This is a genomic window from Streptomyces sp. NPDC054786 (assembly GCF_053611685.1).
Map to the genome: position 1 here is coordinate 106406 of NZ_JBSHAW010000003.1, position 15661 is coordinate 122066.

Here is a 15661-nt window from a genome sequence, read left to right on the forward strand (position 1 = left end):
AAGGCTCACCCTAATCACGCCCCACTTCCGCCACGCGTACGGGCTGTTGTTCGCGTACGACCCGAGTGACGCCGCCGACTTGGGGGCGCCCTTGCTCATACGTCCGGAACGCGGCCCAGCACATCAGCAGCGTCAGCGCGAACACCGGCAGCCAGGCCAGCCGGGCGACCACCCAGCCGAAGCCGTCGGGGACGGTGTGCAGGCCGGTCAGCGGCTCGCCCGCCGACAGTCCGACCGCCGTCACCGCCATCAGCGCGGTCTGGTGCCACAGGAAGACAGTCATCGCCCAGAGGTTCATCACGGCCACCGCCGCCCAGAGCACAGGGCGTTGCAGCATCCGGCGCAGCGGACCGAGCAAGAGCAGCGCCGCCCCCGACTGGGCGAGACCGAAGGTGACGGCCGCGAGGGTGGGCGGGTTGAGATTGGATATGCCGGCGCCGGGCACCCCGACCATGGCGGCGGGTAGCCGGCCCACACGACGAGTCCGACGGTGGCGGTGGCGCCGCCGAGCAGCAGCACCCACGCGGTCGGCCGGCTCCGCAGCCCGCCCCGGGCCCAGGCAGCGCCCAGGCAGTACGGGACCAGCCAGCCCGCCAGTACATTGATCCAGCCGAGCCAGGCCGGCCCGCCCAGGCCGAACCGGATCAGGTCGATGTGCAGGACGACGGCGAGTGGCCACACCGGATGCAGTCCGGTGACCAGCGGGGTCGCTGCCGTCAGTGCCATGAAGACCACCAGGAACCAGAGGGGGGACAGCGCCAGTTTGCCCAGTGTGTGTACGGTCTCCAGGCCGGCGCCGGTGGCGAGCAGCGCGCCCGCCACCACGCTCCACACCACCAGGAGGGCCGCAACCGGCCGCAACAGCCGGGCTGTCCGGGCGCCGAGCCACCGCCCGTACGTACCCCCCTGGACACGGGCAGCGGCATAACTCCTCGCCGCCACCCGGCCGCCCACCAGAAAGAAGACCGCAAGGGTCTGGAAAACCCAGGAGACCGGGGTGAGGTGCGGCATGGAGTGGAGCGGGCTGGCGACGTGCACCGCGCCGCTGTCGACGACCAGGGCGGTCACCAGCCAATGCCCGAGCACCACACCGAGGATGGCGAGCGCACGCAGCGCGTCGATGCCACGGTCGCGATCGGGCGGGGTCGCGGAGGCGATCCGCCGGACGAGGTCACGCACCGTGGCCCTCCTTGGCAAGGGCCTGTCCGGAGACGATCCGGGCGAGGTTCCGCAGGGATACGGAACCGGGCTCGAGGTAGTTGCTGTGGCCGCCGGCACCTGCTGGGAAGATCCGGGCGCCGAAGGCGGGCGAGACCGGGTCGGTCCCCAACCCCAGGGTGAGGAAGGAAAATTGCACCTGCGTGTGCGGCACTTCGGCGATCCAGTCGTCGTCGCCCCGGCCGGCCCACACGGTTGCTCGGGTGTGCAGTGCAGCGACGCTGTCGGCACCGGCCCCGGGGCTGCCGTACAGGACGATGTCCGCGGCATCGAGCCCCGAAGCGGCCCGGCCGCAGACCACGGAACCGTAGGAATGGCAGAGGACGGTGATCCGGGCGGGCGGCCGAAGTGCCACCACCTCGTGGACGAATGCGCGAAGTTGGGGAGCGGCCTCCTCGGCGAGGCCCGGTGTCACGGCCCGGGTGCTCACCGTGGCCGGCGTCTCGTATCCGAGCCAGGCGATGACGGCGGACCGGTCACCCAGCTCCTGACTCAGCGCCGTCGCACCCGCCCTCAGGCGTCCGTACCTGTCGAGGTTGGTGTCCGAGCCCGGCACCAGTACGGCGATCCGGCCGGCCCGCGCCAGGTCGCCGAAGACCTCGGCGGTGCGGCCCCCGTTGCGGCCGTCGAAGGACAGGAACTGCCGTGCCGGGCCGGCCATGAGGCGCAACGCCTCGGCCCGCGCCCGGTCGCCGTGGCCCTCGGCCATCCGCTCCGCCGCGCGGATGCTGTCGCGGTTGACGGCGTACCGCTCGGCGAGGGCGGCGGGTCCGGGGGACCGCAGCGGTGCGAGGGCCACCGGGACAGGTGCCGGAACGGCCGAGGGGCGGGCCGCACCCGACACGGGCACGGTCACCGAGGCGGCGACGAGTACGGCGAGCAGGGTGCGCAGCGGGCGGCTGCCGGGCGGGCGGGGCGCCATGAGGGAGGGTCCTTCCGTACCGGAAGCCGGTCGTGCTTCCGGTACCGAAGCTATGGATCACCCCACTTGGTCGGCGTCCCGCCGTGGAGCGCACTTCCCGCGTAGCTCTCAGGTACTAGGGGTAGGGGCGACGGACGGGCGGTGGACAGTGGGGCCGCGCCGTCCGTGGACTCATACCTTGCGGACGGTTACCTCCGCCGCGGGCCAGTGCCTGGGTCTCCTCGTCCGGTGCCATCTCCTCCGTGACGACGGCATCCAGCTCCGCCACCGCCGTCACGTGGGCAAGGACCCGGGCCGGCTGATGCGCTTGTTCGGCATCACCTCGCACACCGCGATCCACTACGTCCGCGCCGCCCACCCCGAACGCTTCACCATCGACCCCACCCAGGCGTGAGCCTTACCGACGCCGCCGGCAAAGGACACAGAACTCGCGGGGCACGCCGACCACCGGAGCGCCGGCACCGTGCACCGAGAGCTCGAAGGCGACCCCGACAGCCGATGAACCGGAGGCTGCTTCAGGGCACCTGCGCCGGCTGCCGCCGTTGGTGTCAGAGGGGGGCGGCGCCGTGCGTGGTGTGTGGAGTGCGGCGGCGGGGGAGGGCAGGGTCGGCGTGGGCATCGGTCTTGTGCCCGGCCGGACGGCTCCCGGGCCCCGCCGGCCGGCCGGCCGTGATGCCGGGACGGTCCCGACGCCACGGCTGAACGCGGCCCCGTTCGGGGCGCCCTGCGCTACAAGGGCGGAGTCCGGACCAGTGGAGCGCGAGGCGAAGGGCGTGTGTCGTGGGTGTCGGTTTCACGGAAGAGTCGACGTCGGTGACGGTAGCGGCGTCGGCGGTGCCGCAGCGCGTGCTGCTGGCCGCCCGTCCGCAGGCGGCGCTGCGCTTGTACTGCGTGCCGCCCGCCGGGGCCGGTCCGGACTGCTATCTGCGATGGGTCCCGATGCTGCCGCCCTGGGTCGAGCCGTGTTCCGTGGCGCTGCCCGGCCGGGGGGCCCGCTCGGCGGAACCGTCGCTGACCGATCCCGCCTATCTCAGCGCCCGGCTTGCCGCGGTGCTGGACGACTGGGCCGACCCCCGTCCGTTCGCGGTCTTCGGACACAGCGCGGGCGCGCTGCTGGCCTACGAGGCGATCCGTCATCTGCGGCGCACCCACGGCCGCCTGCCCTCGCTGCTGGGTGTCTCCTCGTTGTCGGCGCCGCATATCGATGCCTACAGCGCCGGGCTGCCGCCGCGCCTGACGGCCGGCCTGGAGGGCATCAGGGAACTCGTCGGCCCGATCCCCGAGCAACTGCTCGCCGACGCACGTCTGATGGCCGCCGCCTGCACCCCGCTGCTGGCCGACTGCCTGCTGCTCCTGCACTACCGCCACCGCCCCGAGCCGCCCCTCGATGTGCCGTTGGCCCTCTACGGCGGCGAGCAGGACCCCGTCACCCCCGTGCAGGAACTCCAGGCATGGAACGACCTGGTCACCACGCCCACCCTGCCCGAGCTCTTCCCCGGCGGGCACACCTACCTGCAGACCGGGACGAAGGCGCTGGTGAGCCACCTCACCGGTGCGCTCGACACCGTCATCAACCGCCCCGTGACGACGGCATGACGGCCGCCGCGCCGGCCGGCGGACCGGTCGGACCTGCCCGGCGCGTGGGAGCGGCCGCCGTCGTGTGCCTCGGCCTGTTCATGCTCGGCCTGGATCTGACGGTCCTCAATGTCGCCGTCCCCGACTTGCAGGGCGACCTGGACACCTCCACGGCGCAGGTGCAGTGGATCGTGGACGGCTACGCCCTGGTACTCGGCGGCACGGTGCTGGCCGTGGGCGCCTTCACCGATGCCTGGGGCCGGCGGCGTTCCTTCGTCTGCGGGGTGACGGTCTGCGCGGGTTCCTCGCTCGGTGGCGCGCTGGCCGGTCACCCGTGGCAGGTGATCGCCGCGCGCTGCTCCATGGGAGCCGGGGCGGCCTTGCTGATGCCGGCCACGCTGGCGGTCATTCACCAGCTGTTCCCCGAAGCCCGTCTGCGCAGCCGGGCGATCGCCGCATGGGCCGCGGTCGGCGGCATGGGCGGCCTGTGCGGTCCGGTCATCGGCGGCTGGCTGGTGGAGCACGCCTCCTGGCGCGCCGCCTTCTGGATCAATCTGCCCCTGGCCGCCGTCATCATCGTCCTGGCCCTTGCCCTGGTACCCGAGTCCCGTGCGAAGCGGCGCACCGGCTTCGATGTGCCCGGTGCCGCCCTGTCGGCCGCGGGGCTGCTGGCCCTGGTGTGGTCGATCACCGAAAGCCCGCACCGCGGCTGGACCAGCCCGGCCGCGCTCACCGGATTCACCGCCGCCGCACTGCTGCTGGCCGCCTTCGTCGGCCGGCAACTGCGCACGCCCGCCCCCATGCTCCCGCTGTACCTGCTGCGGGTGCCGGGCATCGGTGTGGCCGCGGCGGCCCTCGCCCTGATGTCCTTCGCCATGTTCGGGGCGCTGTTCGTGCTGACCCTGTATCTCCAGGGGGTGCTCGGCTTCAGCCCCTGGCAGGCCGGTGTGCGGACGCTGCCCCTGCCGGCCGGACTCGCGCTCGGCGCGGTGTGCGCGGTGCCCGTACGGGCACGGCTGGGCGGGAAGGTCCCCGTCGTCGGCGGTCTGATGCTGGTGACGGCCGGCTTCGCCGTCCTGGCGACCACCACCCCCGACTCCGGCTACCCGCACTGCGCGGCCTTCCAGCTGCTCGCGGGCGTGGGCGCCGGACTGGTGGCGGCAGCGGCCACCGAGTCCGTGATGGGCTCGGTCGCCACCGAGCGAGCCGGGCTCGGATCGGCCATCAACGACGCCACCCGCCAGGTCGGCTCCGCCCTCGGTGTGGCCGTCCAAGGCTCCGTGCTCGCGGCCGTCTTCACCTCCCGCCTCACCACCTCCCTCACCGATCTGCACGCCCCCGCACTCGTGGCGGAAGCGGCCGAGCACAGCATGCTGTCCGTCCCCGCACAGGCGATGCGCCTCCCCGGCCCGCTGCGCGCCGGCGTGCTGGCCGCCGCGCGCAGAGCCTTCACGGACGCGATGACGCTCACCGCCGTCGTTGCCGGAGCCGTCACACTGCTCACCGCCGCCGCGGCCGCACGCTGGCTCGGCCGGCCGGCCGAGCCCCACGACGCCCGTCTCTCCCGCGACGGCCATACCGCCCCGCCCGCCGCGGCCGGAGCCCGGGGAGGTCGCGCACCCGGCGTTATAGAGCGATAAGTCACTCGTTCAGAGGTGCCATCAGGGCCGTTGCCCGAGGACCGGGTCGGCGACAGTAGGGAGCGCGAGACCGCCCTCCGCGCACCGGTTTCCGGTGCCGACCGCCGCCCGCCCGCCTGGAGCCGCGATGCACAGCCCCGTCCGCACCGGCACGTTCCGGGGTGCCCCGGGCTCCCGCTGAACGCACGCGTGGTGCCCCGTCCGCACCGACGTACCGCGCCCGGACCGCACTGCGCCCGAGGCCTTCGCCGGCACCACCTCACCCATTGAAGGAGTCACCCGTGCCCACCAGTACCGAGCTGATCACCAGCACCCTCACCAAAACCTTCGATCTCGACCCGGCCGAGGTCACCCCCGAGCGCACCTTCGAGGATCTGGGGCTGGACTCGCTCGCTCTCGTCGAGATGGGTCTGATGCTGCAGGAGCGCACCGGGATCTCGCTGGAGGACATTCCCCTGCAGACGACCATCGGCGGGCTGGCGGCGCTCATGGACGCCCGGGACGCCGACACCGCTCTGACCGCGGCGCCGAACAGCGGGGCCTGATGCCCAGTCAGTGCCGCGAGGTCGCCGTCACCGGCCTCGGGGTCATCAGCCCGGCCGGGATCGGCGCCCGGGCAACCTGGGACGGTCTGCTCACCGGCCGGTCCACCGCCGCCCGGGACCCGGAACTGGCGGGCCTGCCGGTGGACATCTCCTGTCGGGTGCCGGACTTCGACACCGCCGCCATGGTCGGCCGCAAGGCCGCCTGGCGGCTGGACCGCTTCGTGGCCATGGCTCTCCTCGCCGCCCGGCACGCCGTCGCGGATGCCGGCCTCGGCCCCACCGAATGGGACGCCGCGCGCGTCGGGGTGGTCATGGGGACGGGCACGGGCAGCATGGAACGCTATGTCGGCGAGTTCGCCAAGCTCGCGGCCGGCCGCCCCCTGGACATCTCGCCGCTCGCCATCACCCGCAGTGTGCCCAACATGGCAGCCGCCGAAATCGCCCTCGACCTGACGGTCACGGGACCCAACTTCGCCGTCTCCACCGCCTGCGCCTCCGGCAGCAACGCCCTGGGCATCGCCCGTGATCTGCTGCGCGCCGGGAGCTGCGACATCGTGCTGGCCGGCGGAGCGGAATCCGCGCGCCACCCCATCCCCGCGGCCTGCTTCCACCGGATGGGAGCCCTCTCCCGGCGGACGGAGGACCCCGCGCGGGCCTGCCGCCCCTTCGACGCCGGGCGCGACGGATTCGTCCTGTCCGAAGGCGCGGCCGTCCTGGTACTGGAGCGCCCCGACCACGCGCATGCCCGCGGTGCCCGCCCCCGCGCCCATCTGGTCGGCTACGGGGCGAGCTGCGACGCCTACCACTACGCCGCCCCCGACCCGGACGGCCGGGGAGCCGCGGCGGCCCTCACCGCCGCCTTGGCCGACGCCGGCACCGCGCCCGGGGACATCGACCACATCAATGCGCACGGCACCGGAACCCGGCGCAACGACCTGGCCGAAGCCAGGGCGCTGCGCAGCGTCTTCCCCGAGCCCCCCGCCGTCACCTCCCTCAAAGGCGCGCTCGGGCACGCCATCGGAGCGGCCGGTGCCATCGAAGCGGCCGTCACCGTCATGAGCCTGCAACGGGACACCATCCCTCCCACCGCCAACCACGAGGACCCCGACCTCGACATCGACCTGGACATCGTGGCCAAGGTCCCCCGCACCACGGCCCAGTCCGCCGCCGCCAGCCTGTCCACCGGCTTCGGCGGCCAGAACGCCGCACTGGTCTTCCGGTCCGCCTGACGCGCACGCGGGGCGGCGAACAGCCCACGGTGCGCGCCGGGCCGGATCGAAAGCCACGGCTACCGCATCGCCCGTTCCTCTCTGCGCCTCGACGAGCCCGACCGTGATCCTTCCGCGGTACGGGGCCGTGAAGCGGCATGCGACGCGCGGAAATTCGGTGGGCCGGTGGCCTCGTCCGCCGTCGCGCGCATGGTGCGGCCCGGTGGCCGGGTATGCGGATTCCGTGCGGTCCCGGCCGCCCGGCGCCGACGCCGGTGACGGCACCGCGGTGGCCGGGCCCGCGTGCGGCGCCCGCCGCGGCGTACGCCAGAATCCCTTCCGACCAATCCAGGTGTCGCCCGGCGCCGAATCACTGGTGACCATGTCACAGTCCGGAGGTGTCCATGCCCGTCGCAGCCCGCGGCGACCGATCCTCAGCGCCGCATTCCGGTGCCCTGGAATCACTGCTCGACCGCGTCTCCCGCGGCGACCAGCACGCGTTCGAGAGTCTCTACACAGCGGTGGCCGGATCCGTACTGGGCCTGGTGCGGCGGGTGGTGCGGGATCCGGCCCAGTCCGAGGAGGTGGCACAGGAGGTGCTGATCGAGGTGTGGCGGTCCGCGGCCCGCTTCGACGTGCGGCAGGGCAGCGCCATGGCCTGGATCATGACCTTGACCCACCGGCGGGCGGTGGACCGGGTGCGCTCGGTCCAGGCGGCGGCCGACCGCGACCACCGGGCCGGGTTGCACGCCTACACCGCGGCCTTCGACGAGGTCAGCGAGCAGGTCGAACGCCGACTGGAGCGTGAGCAGGTGCGCCGCTGTCTGGGGCAGTTGACCGAACTGCAACGGGAGTCGGTGACGCTCGCCTACTACCGCGGCTACACCTACCGGGAGACCGCCGACCTGCTCGGCACGGCGCTGGGGACGGTCAAGACACGGCTGCGCGACGGCCTGATCCGGCTCCGCGACTGCCTGGGGGTGTCGGCATGAACACCGTCGATCTGCACACACTCACCGGTGCCTACGCCCTGGGCGCACTGTCCGAGCACGAGGCGGCGGAGTTCACCCGCCACCTCGCCCAGTGCGAGGCCTGCACCCAGGAAGTACGGGAGCTGCAGGAAACCGCGGCCCGACTCGCCCTGGCGGTCGCCGAGGTGCCCCCGGCGGACCTCCGGACCCGGGTGATGGCGGCCCTGCCGGAGGTCCGGCAGCTGCCGCCGATACGGCGTGAGGCGACCGTGGTCCCGATGCGCGGACGGCGACTGCGCCATCGCCTGCCCTACTTCGCGGCCGCCGCCTGTCTGGCCGTCGCCGCGGTCACCGGCGGGCTGGCCGTCAACGCCCGGTACGACGCCGACCGGCAGCGGGACCGTACCGTCCGCGCCGAACAGCAGGCGGCCGCGGTCAGTGCCCTGATGACGGCGCCGGACGCCACCTTCCACACCACGGCCTTCAAGGGCGGGGGCAGCGGCACCGTGGTGGCCTCCAAGCGGAGGGGACAGACCGCCTTCCTCTATCACGGGCTGCCGGCACTGCCGGGCCAGCGGGTGTACGAGCTCTGGTACAGCCGCAACGGCACCATGGTGCCCGCCGGTCTCGTCGAGCCCGGCCGCTCCTCGGGCACGATGCTGCTGACCGGCGGGCCGCAGGGCGCGGACGGGGTCGGCGTCACGGCCGAACCTCCGGGTGGTTCCAGCAGTCCCACCAGTCCGCCGCTGGGCCTGCTCCGGGTGTGACCTCCGGAAACGACGGGTGACACCGGCGGCCGTCCCACGGCGCGGCCGCCGGTCCCGTCGGCGTGCCCGGTCTGAACCGCCGGCCTCCAGGCGCCACGAACTCCCGCTCGTCGCGGCGGTCCGGAACATCGGGACCAATCCGCGCCGCACCCGGTACCGAATCCCTCAGTGAGCGGGCCGTCGCACCCCGGACGCGGCCCCGCCCCGACATGAGGAGGCACCTGCTGTGGAGCTTCGACGGATAGCTGTGGTGGGCGGCGGGGTAGCGGGACTGACCGCCGCGTATGTGCTGCAGCAAGGCGGATGTGAGGTGTCGCTGTACGAGGCGGAGGACCGTCTCGGCGGCCACGCCCACACCCACGACACGGCCTCGGGAGACGGCCGGGTGGTCCGCGTCGACACCGGCTTCATCGTCCACAACGAACGCACGTACCCGCTGCTGCTGCGGCTGTTCCGCGAACTCGGGGTGGCCACCCAGGACTCCGAGATGAGCATGTCCGTACGGTGCGAGGGCTGCGGTCTGGAGTACGCCGGCGCCCGCGGGCCGGCCGGGCTGTTCGCCCAGCCGCGCAGCGCCCTGCGGGGGCGCTATCTGCGGATGCTGACCGAGATCCGGGCCTTCCACCGCGCCGCGCGCACCACGCTCGCCACCGAGCGCGGTGACACGCTGACCCTCGGCACATTCCTTACCGGCTGCGGCTTTTCACGGTATTTCATCACCCACTTCGTCACTCCGCTGGTCTCCGCGGTATGGTCCTGCGCCCCCACGACCGCCATGCAGTATCCGGCCGCCTATCTGTTCCGCTTCCTCGAACACCACGGGCTGCTGTCCGTCAGCGGCTCCCCTCAGTGGAAGACGGTGACCGGCGGCTCGGTGGAGTACGTCAGCAGGGTCGGCAAGCAGCTCACGGTGGTCCGTACCGGCACGCCGGTGCGAGCGGTGCACCGCAGCCACGACCGGGCCACGGTCGTTGCCGAGGACGGCACGGAGCGCGCGTACGACGCGGTGGTGGTGGCCGTCCACCCCGACCAGGCGCTGCGGATGCTCGCCGACCCCACCGATGACGAACGGCGGGTCCTGAGCGCGTTCCGCTACTCGCGCAACAGCACCCTGCTGCACAGCGACACCTCGCTGCTGCCGCGCGCACGCGGGGCCCGGGCCTCGTGGAACTACCTGATGGCCTCCTGCCATACCCCCGCTGACCAGGTGCAGGTCAGCTACCACATGAACCGTCTGCAACGGCTGGACACCCCCGAGGACTACCTCGTCACCCTCAATGCCACCGACCGGGTCGCCACCGACCGGGTCCTGGCGCGCATGGTCTACGAACACCCCCTCTACACACCGGAGTCGGTCGCCGCCCAGCAGAGCCTGCCGCAGCTGAACTCGGCGGTCACCGCCTTCGCGGGCGCCTACCACGGCTGGGGATTCCACGAGGACGGCTGCCGCTCCGGGGTGCAGGCCGCCGCGGCCCTGGGGGTGCGCTGGTGACACCGCGTACCGCCGTACCGGCCGCCGCGCCCGCCACCGGCATCCGCACACCCGCGCTCTACGAGTGCCTGATCTCGCACGCCCGCACGGCCCCGGTGCGGCACGCCCTGCGCCACCGCACCTACATGTGGCTGGTCGACCTCGACCGTCCGCCGCGGCTGCCCCGTGCCCTGCGCCCGCTGGCCCGGTTCGACCCCCGGGATCACTTCGGCGGCACCGCACCGTCCCTCCGGGCCGGGCTGGAACGGTTCCTGGCGAGCCGTGGGGTGCGGCTGGGCGGCGGGCGGGTGCTGATGCTCGCGCACGCCAGGGTCCTGGGACACGTCTTCAATCCGCTGACCCTGTACTGGTGCCACGACCACAGCGGCGCGCCCGTCTGCGTCGTGGCCGAGGTGCACAACACCTACGGCGAGCGCCACTGCTATCTGCTGCACACCGATGAGCAGGGCCGGGCGGAGGTCGCCAAGGACTTCTATGTCTCGCCGTTCTTCCCGGTCGACGGCGCCTACCGGATGCGCCTGCCCGAACCGGCCGACCGGCTCGATCTGACCGTACAGCTGCGACGTGGTGACACCAGGCCGTTCACCGCGACCGTGCGCGGCACCCGGCGGCCCGCGACCGCGGGGCAGCTGCTGGCCACTGTGCTGCGCCACCCCTGGTCGACGGCCGCGGTCACCGCCGGGATCCGCCGCCACGGCATCGCCCTGTTCCTGCGAGGTCTGCCCGTCCAGGCCCGCCCCCGCCACCGTATCCAGGAGGGTATGCAGTGAAGACTTCCGTCCCGGACCGCGCCGCAGCCGGTTCCGCCCTCGCCCCGTACGCCGCACACACGACGACTCGGGAGCGGGTGGACGCCGCCAAGTGGCCGGATGTGGCGCGCAGTCCACGCGGCTCGGCCGGCCGGACCGCCGTGACCCGGCTGATCGTCCAACGGGCACTCGCCTCCCTGCCGCTGCGGATCGCGCTCGGCGACGCCCCCGTCACGGGCGCCGAGGGCCCCCTGCTACGGGTACACGACCCGGACGCGTTCTTCCGCCGGATCGGCACCGACGGGCTGATCGGCTTCGGCGAGTCCTATATGGCGGGGGAGTGGGACGCGGACGAGCTGGTCGGCGCGCTGACGGTCCTCGCCTCCCGCCTCAGTTCGCTGGTACCGCGCCCCCTGCAGCGGCTGCGTGGCGCCTGGGCGCAGCGCCGGCCCCGCGGACAGCGCAACACACTGGAGGGCGCACGGGAGAACATCCACCGCCACTACGACCTGTCCAACGACCTGTTCGCGCTCTTCCTGGACCGGACCATGACGTACTCCTCGGCCCTCTTCCGGAAGCGTCCCGCCGCGTGGAGCGATCTGGCCGATGCCCAGCACCGCAAGATCGACCGGCTGCTGGATCTGGCCGGCGTCGGCGCGGGCACACGCCTGCTGGAGATCGGCACCGGCTGGGGAGAGCTGGCCCTGCGCGCCGCCGCCCGCGGCGCCCGCGTCGTCTCCGTGACCCTGTCCCAGGAGCAGCGCGAGCTCGCCATGGCGCGGCTCGCGCAGGCCGGTTACGCGGACCGGGTCTCGGTCGAGCTGTGTGACTACCGGCAGGTGACCGGTGCCTACGACGCCGTGGTGAGCGTGGAGATGATCGAGGCCGTCGGCGAGGACTACTGGCCCGTCTACTTCGACACCCTCGAACGCCTCCTGGTGCCCGGCGGCCGGATCGCGCTCCAGGCGATCACCATGCCGCACGACCGGATGCGCGCCACCCGCACCACCTACACCTGGATCCACAAGTACATCTTCCCCGGCGGCCTCATCCCGTCCGTCCGGGCCATCGAGGAGTGCGCCGCACCCGCCGGTCTACGGGTGGAGGAGAACGACGGATTCGGCGGCCACTACGCCGAAACGCTGCGGCTGTGGCTCGACCGCTTCACCGCACAGCCCGCCACGGTCGGTGCGTTGGGCTTCGACGTGGTGTTCCGCCGCATGTGGGAGTTCTATCTGGCCTACTGCGAGGCCGGATTCCGGGCCGGCTACCTGGACGTACGCCAGCTGCTGCTGACCAAGGCCGCCACGACGGCACGGGACGGGGGTCTGCGATGACGCGTGTCGCGCCCCGTCTCGCCGCACTGCTCGCAGCCCACTTCGGGGGGAACCTGCCGGTGCGGCTGCGCGCCTGGGACGGCAGCGAGGCCGGGCCGAAGACCGCGCCGGTCGTGGTGCTGCGCTCCCCCCGGGCGCTGCGCCGTCTGCTGTGGCAGCCCGGTGAACTCGGGCTGGCGCAGGCGTACATCGCGGGCGATCTCGACATCGACGGTGACCTCGCCGACGGTCTGAGAAGGGTGTGGCGCTCGGTACGGGAGCACGGCCCGGCCCCCGGCTCTCCCGGCCCCCGGCAACTGGCCAGGGCCGCCGTCACCGCACTGCGGCTCGGTGCACTGGGCCCCCGCCCGCCCGCGCCCGGGGCGCCGCGGGCACGGCTGCGGGGCGCGCTCCACAGCACCGTCCGGGACCGCGCCGCCATCAGCCATCACTACGACCTCTCCAACGACTGGTACGCGCTGCTGCTGGACGAGACCATGGCCTACTCCTGCGGCTACTGGAAACGCCCCGACGACCCGTCCTACGGGCCGGCCGACGCCCAGCGGGACAAACTGGAGCTGGTCTGCAGGAAGCTGGGCCTTCGTCCCGGCGCCCGCCTCCTGGACGTCGGCTGCGGCTGGGGCAGCCTCTCGCTCCACGCGGCGCGGGAGCACCACGCACGGGTCACCGCGGTCACGCTCTCGCGAGAGCAGCACGACTTCGTGACCGCCCGCGTGGCGGCGCTGGGGCTGAGCGAGCTGGTCGATGTCGAACTCCGGCACTACCGGTACATCAGGGGAGACGGCTATGACGCGGTGTGCGCGATCGAGATGGGGGAACATGTGGGCGACGCCGAGTACCCGGACTTCGCCGTCCGGCTGCATGCGTTGCTGCGCCCCGGGGGGCGGGTGCTGATCCAGCAGATGTCCCGTGGTGCCGCCGCGCCCGGAGGCGGTGCGTTCATGGAGTCCTACATCGCCCCCGACATGCATATGCGCCCGCTGGGCGAGACCGTGGGCCTGCTGGAGGCCGGCGGGCTGGAGGTGCGGTCCGTCGAATCGCTGCGGGAACACTATGCACGGACCATCGCCGCCTGGCACCGCACACTGGAGACCCGCTGGAAGGAGTTCGTGGCGCTGGGAGGGGAACCGACCGCCCGGGTGTGGCGGCTGTATCTGGCCGGTGCCGGCCTGGCGTTCACCGAGCGCCGCATGGGCGTCGACCAGATCCTCGCCGTACGCCCCACTCCGGAGGGAGAAGCCGGCATGCCGGCGACGCCGGACGACTGGTATACGCGGGAAGTCCGGCAATGACCGGATTTCCCTGGGCGGCCTTTGCCGTCAACCTCGCCGCGGCGGCCGGTGCCGCGTTCGCCGTCATGCTCACCACGTTCGCCGTCGCCCGGGCCAAGGGGGTGCACCGGCTGGTGGACATCGCATGGGGAGCGGCGTTCACGGCGGTGGCCCTGACGACCTGTGCCCTGTCCGCCGGTCACGGGGACGACGGCCGGCGGATCCTGGTCACCCTCGCCACGGGGGTGTGGGGACTGCGGCTGTCCGTCCATATCGCCCGTCGTGGGCGCGGGCACGGCGAGGATCCGCGCTATGAGCGCCTGCTGGCCAAGGCCCCCGGCAGCCGTGATGTCTACGCCCTGCGCACGGTGTACCTGTTGCAGGGCGGACTGGTGTGGCTGATCTCGCTCCCGGTGCAGGTGGCGCAGTATGTGGCGGTGCCGCTGGGGGCGAGTGCCGTCGCAGGCGGGCTGTTGTGGGCGGTCGGCTTCGTCTTCGAGGGCGTCGGGGACTTCCAGCTGGGCCGGTTCAAGGCCGACCCGGACCACCGGGGCCGGGTGATGGACCGCGGCCTGTGGGGCTGGACCCGGCACCCCAACTACTTCGGTGACTTCCTCGTCTGGTGGGGGCTGTTCCTGCTGGCCTGTGGCACCGTGCAGAGCGCCGCGGTCGCCGTGGTCTCGCCGCTGGTGATGTCGTACCTGCTGATCTACGGCAGCGGTAAGCGACTGCTGGAGAACCACCTGGCCGACCGCCCCGGATACGCCGCCTACACGGCCCGCACCAGCGGTTTCTTTCCGCTGCCACCGCGCCGCCGCCCCGACCCGGAGGATCCCCGCCCATGAGGACAGGCCCGGCACGGCCCACGGACCCCCGCAGCGGCGACGGAAGCCGGGGCGCGCACCGGCCGCTGGTGGTCCACCGCCATCCGGACGCGCCACGGGCCGCGGTGCTGCTGATGCACGGGGGGAGGGCCGACGGCCGCACTCCGCCCCCACGGCTCAACCTCCCCGCACTGCGGATGCGGCCCTTCGGATCCGCGCTTTTCCGGCCCCCGCGCGGGCGGGAGCTGCTGCTCGCCTCCGTGCGCTACCGCTGCCGCGGATGGAACGGGCCGCAGGCGGACGCCGCCCAGGACGCCCGCCGGGCGCTCGACGAGCTGGCCGCGCTCGCCGCTGACGTACCGGTCGTGCTCGTCGGCCACTCCATGGGCGGCAGGGCCGCCCTGCACACCGGCGGGCATCCGGCGGTCCGCGGCATCGTCGCGCTCGCCCCGTGGTGCCCGCCCGACGAACCCGTCTCCCATCTGCGCGACAGGACCGTCGTGCTGCTGCACGACAAGCACGACCGGATCACCGACGCCGAGGGCTCCTGGCTCTTCGCCGAGCGCGCCCGGCAGTCGGGAGCCCGGGCCCATTCGGTCGCCATGCCGCGCGGCGGACACACCATGCTCCGTGGCGCCCGCCAGTGGCACCGGCTGACCGTGGATCTCGTCGCCGCCATCCTGGACGGCACACCGTTGCAGGTCTCGGCCGACGGAAGGTTCCCCGGGTAGCGGCTCGCACCGCCCGCACCAGCAGCCCCGCACAGCACGCTTTTCTTCCGACGCCCCGTCCGTCGCCACACGGCCGGGACGCAGGGAGAGATGGCCTGATCCGGCGCGGTTCTCGCCGCCCCACGGATCCCGTGCCGGGGCCCTTCCGCGTGCCCAAGTCCCGTGTGGGGAAGTCTTCTTCAGGGTGGGGGCATCCGAGTGCGCTCTTGCCCGAACGGGCCGTCAGGGCATGCCTCGACGGCGGTACTTGGCAAGGCCGGCGAGTACGTGATCGTCGCTTTTCCGTCAAGAGAATCGCCGGAAACGAGCAAAAGAGGCAACTTACTGACCAGATTGTCGCGTCTTCCGTGCAGAGTCATCAAACGGGGCCCGAAAGCTTGCCCCGTGCCAAGGGCTCAGAAACCGGGCTTT

The 15661-nt window shown here is 72.9% G+C and carries 14 protein-coding genes and 1 pseudogene; 13 read left to right on the forward strand and 2 right to left on the reverse strand.

Features of this window, described 5'->3' with window-relative positions; all coding sequences use genetic code 11:
• Positions 1-10: 10 nt before the first annotated feature.
• Both ACWGI6_RS04085 and ACWGI6_RS04090 read right to left on the reverse strand, forming a co-directional pair.
• Positions 11-1179: pseudogene (locus ACWGI6_RS04085) on the reverse strand (acyltransferase family protein).
• On the reverse strand, positions 1172-2140 hold the full coding sequence (locus ACWGI6_RS04090) for an alpha/beta hydrolase (protein WP_453266016.1): 969 nt from the start codon (positions 2138-2140) through the stop codon (positions 1172-1174). Before ACWGI6_RS04090 ends, ACWGI6_RS04085 begins: the two are co-directional and overlap by 8 nt.
• A gap of 178 nt (positions 2141-2318) precedes the next feature.
• Here ACWGI6_RS04090 and ACWGI6_RS04095 point away from each other — a divergent pair, with 178 nt between their 5' ends.
• The 13 genes from ACWGI6_RS04095 to ACWGI6_RS04155 all read left to right on the forward strand — a co-directional run bounded on the left by ACWGI6_RS04095 (position 2319) and on the right by ACWGI6_RS04155 (position 15250).
• The gene (locus tag ACWGI6_RS04095; RefSeq protein ID WP_453266017.1) at positions 2319-2534 is read left to right on the forward strand and encodes a hypothetical protein; all 216 of its coding nucleotides are present in this window, start codon (positions 2319-2321) and stop codon (positions 2532-2534) included.
• 419 nt (positions 2535-2953) lie between these two features.
• Entirely contained in the window at positions 2954-3736 is a 783-nt protein-coding gene (locus ACWGI6_RS04100; protein ID WP_453266018.1) for a thioesterase II family protein, read from the forward strand.
• 44 nt (positions 3737-3780) lie between these two features.
• Positions 3781-5355: an MFS transporter gene (locus tag ACWGI6_RS04105; protein ID WP_453266019.1), complete on the forward strand. Its 1575-nt coding sequence runs from the start codon at positions 3781-3783 to the stop codon at positions 5353-5355.
• A gap of 281 nt (positions 5356-5636) precedes the next feature.
• Positions 5637-5900, forward strand: coding sequence for an acyl carrier protein (locus ACWGI6_RS04110; protein WP_453266020.1), 264 nt, complete (start codon positions 5637-5639; stop codon positions 5898-5900).
• On the forward strand, positions 5900-7129 hold the full coding sequence (locus ACWGI6_RS04115) for a beta-ketoacyl-[acyl-carrier-protein] synthase family protein (RefSeq protein ID WP_453266021.1): 1230 nt from the start codon (positions 5900-5902) through the stop codon (positions 7127-7129). The genes ACWGI6_RS04110 and ACWGI6_RS04115 overlap by 1 nt, the downstream gene beginning before the upstream one ends.
• Positions 7130-7512: 383 nt before the next feature.
• The gene (gene sigK / locus ACWGI6_RS04120) at positions 7513-8100 is read left to right on the forward strand and encodes an ECF RNA polymerase sigma factor SigK (protein WP_393904792.1); all 588 of its coding nucleotides are present in this window, start codon (positions 7513-7515) and stop codon (positions 8098-8100) included.
• A complete protein-coding gene (locus tag ACWGI6_RS04125) occupies positions 8097-8846 on the forward strand; it encodes an anti-sigma factor (RefSeq protein WP_453266022.1) in 750 nt (249 codons plus the stop codon). The genes sigK and ACWGI6_RS04125 overlap by 4 nt, the downstream gene beginning before the upstream one ends.
• A gap of 226 nt (positions 8847-9072) precedes the next feature.
• Positions 9073-10338: an NAD(P)/FAD-dependent oxidoreductase gene (locus tag ACWGI6_RS04130; RefSeq protein ID WP_453266023.1), complete on the forward strand. Its 1266-nt coding sequence runs from the start codon at positions 9073-9075 to the stop codon at positions 10336-10338.
• Complete coding sequence (locus ACWGI6_RS04135; RefSeq protein WP_453266024.1) at positions 10335-11108, forward strand: DUF1365 domain-containing protein; 774 nt, start codon at positions 10335-10337, stop codon at positions 11106-11108. Before ACWGI6_RS04130 ends, ACWGI6_RS04135 begins: the two co-directional genes overlap by 4 nt.
• Positions 11109-11185: 77 nt before the next feature.
• The gene (locus tag ACWGI6_RS04140; protein ID WP_453266128.1) at positions 11186-12424 is read left to right on the forward strand and encodes a class I SAM-dependent methyltransferase; all 1239 of its coding nucleotides are present in this window, start codon (positions 11186-11188) and stop codon (positions 12422-12424) included.
• Positions 12421-13716 carry a class I SAM-dependent methyltransferase gene (locus ACWGI6_RS04145; RefSeq protein ID WP_453266025.1) on the forward strand — a complete coding sequence of 432 codons (1296 nt, stop codon included), beginning with the start codon at positions 12421-12423 and terminating at the stop codon, positions 13714-13716. Before ACWGI6_RS04140 ends, ACWGI6_RS04145 begins: the two co-directional genes overlap by 4 nt.
• Positions 13713-14540: a DUF1295 domain-containing protein gene (locus ACWGI6_RS04150; RefSeq protein ID WP_453266026.1), complete on the forward strand. Its 828-nt coding sequence runs from the start codon at positions 13713-13715 to the stop codon at positions 14538-14540. Before ACWGI6_RS04145 ends, ACWGI6_RS04150 begins: the two co-directional genes overlap by 4 nt.
• Complete coding sequence (locus tag ACWGI6_RS04155; RefSeq protein WP_453266027.1) at positions 14537-15250, forward strand: alpha/beta fold hydrolase; 714 nt, start codon at positions 14537-14539, stop codon at positions 15248-15250. The genes ACWGI6_RS04150 and ACWGI6_RS04155 overlap by 4 nt, the downstream gene beginning before the upstream one ends.
• Positions 15251-15661 lie beyond the last annotated feature (411 nt).

What these genes read in the sequence shown, in the direction of transcription:
- ACWGI6_RS04090 (WP_453266016.1), bottom strand. Translation starts at nt 2,140, where the DNA reads ATGGCGCCCCGCCCGCCCGGCAGCCGCCCGCTGCGCACCCTGCTCGCC.
- ACWGI6_RS04115 (WP_453266021.1), top strand. Translation starts at nt 5,900, where the DNA reads ATGCCCAGTCAGTGCCGCGAGGTCGCCGTCACCGGCCTCGGGGTCATC.
- sigK (WP_393904792.1), top strand. Translation starts at nt 7,513, where the DNA reads ATGCCCGTCGCAGCCCGCGGCGACCGATCCTCAGCGCCGCATTCCGGT.
- ACWGI6_RS04125 (WP_453266022.1), top strand. Translation starts at nt 8,097, where the DNA reads ATGAACACCGTCGATCTGCACACACTCACCGGTGCCTACGCCCTGGGC.
- ACWGI6_RS04145 (WP_453266025.1), top strand. Translation starts at nt 12,421, where the DNA reads ATGACGCGTGTCGCGCCCCGTCTCGCCGCACTGCTCGCAGCCCACTTC.
- ACWGI6_RS04150 (WP_453266026.1), top strand. Translation starts at nt 13,713, where the DNA reads ATGACCGGATTTCCCTGGGCGGCCTTTGCCGTCAACCTCGCCGCGGCG.
- ACWGI6_RS04155 (WP_453266027.1), top strand. Translation starts at nt 14,537, where the DNA reads ATGAGGACAGGCCCGGCACGGCCCACGGACCCCCGCAGCGGCGACGGA.